We start from the raw sequence: 3727 nt of genomic DNA on the forward strand, positions 1-3727 counted from the left end.
GCCCCAGCGCCCCCCACAGGGGGAGGGGCGCCGGGGCTCTCGTCGCGCGTACGGGCCTACGCCGGGGTCTGGCTCTGCAGGGCCACCGACAGCTCGGCGGCCACGCCCTGCAGGATCGGCACGAAGGACTCGGCCACCTCCTGCGTCACCCGGCCGGCCGGACCCGAGATGGAGATCGCGGCGGCGGTCGGCGAGTTCGGCACCGACACGGCCAGGCAGCGGACTCCTATCTCCTGCTCGTTGTCGTCGACCGCGTAGCCGGTCTTGCGGACCTTCTCCAGGGCCTCCAGGAAGCCCTCGGGCGTGGTGATGGTCTTCTCGGTCGCGGCCGGCATCCCGGTGCGCGCCAGCAGGGCCCGCACCTCCTCGGCCGGCGTGTGGGCGAGCAGCGCCTTGCCCACACCGGTGGAGTGCGGCAGCACCCGGCGGCCGACCTCGGTGAACATGCGCATGGAGTGCTTGGACGGCACCTGGGCGACGTAGACGATCTCGTCCCCGTCCAGCAGGGCCATGTTGGCGGTCTCCCCGGTCTCCTCGACCAGACGGGCCAGGTAGGGGCGCGCCCAGGTGCCCAGCAGCCGCGACGCGGACTCGCCGAGGCGGATGAGGCGGGGGCCGAGGGAGTACCGTCGGTTGGGCTGCTGCCGGACGTAGCCGCAGGCGACGAGGGTGCGCATCAGGCGGTGGATGGTCGGCAGCGGCAGGCCGCTCGCGGCGGAGAGCTCGCTGAGACCGACTTCGCCCCCGGCGTCGGCCATCCGTTCGAGCAGATCGAAGGCGCGCTCCAGGGACTGGACGCCACCGCCGGCGGCGGTGGGCTTGGCGGAAGCGTCGGTGGTGCTGGCGCTGGACGTCGGCACGGCGCGGTCCTTTCGGTGCTGGCAGGCAAGGAAGCAGCCTACCGGTCGGTCGCCGTCGGCCCTAGAGCCAGGCCTCGGCCGTCCCCGCCGGTCAGAGGCGGTTTGTCCTGGTGGCGGACGTCCTCGGGAAGTTACCCGCCCGGGTGGCGGTGGTGGTAGCTACATTCTGGATAGTGAAATCTTAATTCCATCTCGTGGAAACATCCAATTGCAGTGAGAACGCGTCAGTGGTCCGTCCGGGCGCTCTTGACTGGCCCCGGATCGGGGTGAAGACTCCGTCAACAGAACGTTGAATTTCGCTCTGTGGAAGTAGATGGGGAGGTTCCGGTGGCCGACGTGGCTGTGGAACTGGTACTGCGCTCGACGCGCGTCATCACCCCCGAGGGGACGCGGGCCGCCTCGGTCGCCGTCGCCGGCGGGAAGATCACGGCCGTGCTGGCGTACGAGGCCGAGGTACCGGCCGGAGCCCGGCTGGAGGACTTCGGCGACGACGTCCTGCTCCCCGGCCTGGTGGACACCCACGTCCACGTCAACGACCCGGGCCGCACCGAGTGGGAGGGCTTCTGGACGGCGACCCGCGCGGCCGCCGCCGGCGGCATCACGACCATCCTCGACATGCCCCTCAACTCCCTTCCGCCCACCACCACGGTCGACCACCTCCGCGTCAAGCAGGAGGTCGCCCGGGCCAAGGCGCACGTGGACGTCGGCTTCTGGGGCGGCGCCCTGCCCGACAACGTCAAGGACCTGCGCCCCCTGCACGACGCCGGCGTCTACGGCTTCAAGTGCTTCCTGTCGCCCTCCGGCGTCGACGAGTTCCCCGAGCTCGACCAGGAGCAGCTGGCCGCCTCCCTCGCCGAGATCACCGGCTTCGGCGGCCTGATGATCGTCCACGCCGAGGACCCGCACCACCTCGACTCCGCGCCCGTCGTGCCCGGCCCCAAGTACGCCGACTTCCTGGCCTCCCGCCCGCGCGACGCCGAGAACACGGCGATCGAGAACCTGATCGCCCAGGCCAAGCGGCTCGGTGCCCGGGTGCACGTGCTGCACCTGTCCTCCAGTGACGCGCTGCCGCTGATCGCCGCCGCGAAGGCCGAGGGCGTGCGGATCACCGTCGAGTCCTGCCCGCACTACCTGACCCTGACCGCCGAGGAAGTCCCCGACGGCGCCAGCGAGTTCAAGTGCTGCCCGCCCATCCGCGAGGCCGCCAACCAGGACCTCCTGTGGGACGCGCTCGCCGACGGCACCATCGACTGCATCGTCTCCGACCACTCGCCCTCCACCGCGGACCTCAAGACGAGCGACTTCTCCACCGCCTGGGGCGGCATCTCCTCCCTCCAGCTGGGTCTCCCGGCGATCTGGACCGAGGCGCGCGGGCGCGGCCACTCCCTGGAGGACGTCGTCCGCTGGATGTCCGCCGCACCGGCCCGCCTCGCCGGCCTGTCGCAGAAGGGCGCCATCGAGGCCGGCCGTGACGCCGACTTCGCCGTCCTGGCCCCCGAAGAGACCTTCACCGTGGACCCGGCGCACCTGCACCACCGCAACCAGGTCACGGCGTACGCGGGCAAGACCCTGCACGGCGTCGTGAAGTCCACCTGGCTGCGGGGCCGGCTGATCGCCGACCACGGCACCCCGACCGAGCCCACGGGCCTCCTCCTTGAAAGGCAGAACTGACAGTGGCGATTCCTTCTTTCACCGGTAACGCGAACCCGTACGGGGGCGGCGACCCGTACGCGGACTACCGCACCGCGGAGTTCGAGTTCACCCAGTACGCCAACCTCGCCGCCCGCGAGCTGGGTGCCGGTGTCATCGCCGCCAACGACGAGTTCTTCGCCCAGCGCGAGAACCTGCTGATCGCCGAGGCCGCGCACTTCGACCCCGAGCACTTCGGCCACAAGGGCAAGATCATGGACGGCTGGGAGACCCGCCGCCGCCGCGGCGTCTCCGCCGAGGAGCCCTGGCCCACCGCCGACGACCACGACTGGGCGCTCGTCCGCCTGGGCGCCCCCGGCGTCATCCGCGGCATCGTCGTCGACACCGCCCACTTCCGCGGCAACATGCCGCAGGCCGTCTCCATCGAGGCCACCAACTGGGAGGGCGCCCTCGCGCCGACCCCGGAGGAGCTCCAGGGCGCCGACGTGAAGTGGACGACCATCGTCCCGCGCACGCCGGTCGGCGGCCACGCGGCCAACGGCTTCGAGGTCACCACCCCGCAGCGCTTCACGCACCTGCGCGTCAACCAGCACCCCGACGGCGGCATCGCCCGCCTGCGCGTCTACGGCGAGGTCCTCCCGGACCCGAAGTGGCTCGCGGCCCTCGGCTCCTTCGACGTGGTGGCGCTGGAGAACGGCGGCGCCGTCCAGGACGCGTCGAACCGCTTCTACTCCCCGCCGACCAACACCATCAACCCGGGCCGCTCCCGCAAGATGGACGACGGCTGGGAGACCGCCCGCCGCCGTGACAACGGCAACGACTGGATCCGCTACCAGCTGGTGGCCGAGTCCGAGATCCGCGCCGTCGAGATCGACACCGCCTACCTCAAGGGCAACTCGGCCGGCTGGGCCTCCCTCTCGGTGAAGACCGGCGAGGAGGGCGAGTGGCAGGAGTTCCTGCCGCGGACCCGCCTGCAGCCCGACACCAACCACCGGTTCGTGCTGGACGCCCCGGCCGTCGGCACCCACGTACGGATCGACATCTTCCCGGACGGAGGCTTCTCCCGCCTGCGCCTGTACGGCTCGCTGACGGAGAACGGCGCGGCCGCGCTGACCGCCCGCAACCAGGAGCTGGGCGGCTGAGTCCGCTCCCGCCCGCCGGCCGCCCCGGGGGCCGACACCCCCGGGGCCCGGCAACGGCCCGATGGGCGCACCGCG

General features: G+C 71.8%; 3 protein-coding genes. 2 read left to right on the plus strand and 1 reads right to left on the minus strand.

The window, feature by feature from the left end; genetic code table 11:
- Positions 1-56 precede the first annotated feature (56 nt).
- Positions 57-860, minus strand: coding sequence for an IclR family transcriptional regulator (locus AB0F18_RS38870; protein ID WP_362070173.1), 804 nt, complete (start codon positions 858-860; stop codon positions 57-59).
- Between the two features lie 327 nt (positions 861-1187).
- Between AB0F18_RS38870 and allB the strand changes: the two genes are divergently transcribed.
- Positions 1188-2531 carry an allantoinase AllB gene (gene allB / locus AB0F18_RS38875; RefSeq protein WP_362070176.1) on the plus strand — a complete coding sequence of 448 codons (1344 nt, stop codon included), beginning with the start codon at positions 1188-1190 and terminating at the stop codon, positions 2529-2531.
- 2 nt (positions 2532-2533) lie between these two features.
- Positions 2534-3652, plus strand: coding sequence for an allantoicase (gene alc / locus AB0F18_RS38880; RefSeq protein ID WP_362070179.1), 1119 nt, complete (start codon positions 2534-2536; stop codon positions 3650-3652).
- Positions 3653-3727 lie beyond the last annotated feature (75 nt).

Origin of the sequence: Streptomyces sp. NPDC029216 (assembly GCF_040648015.1) — a bacterium.
Lineage (GTDB): Bacteria > Actinomycetota > Actinomycetes > Streptomycetales > Streptomycetaceae > Streptomyces.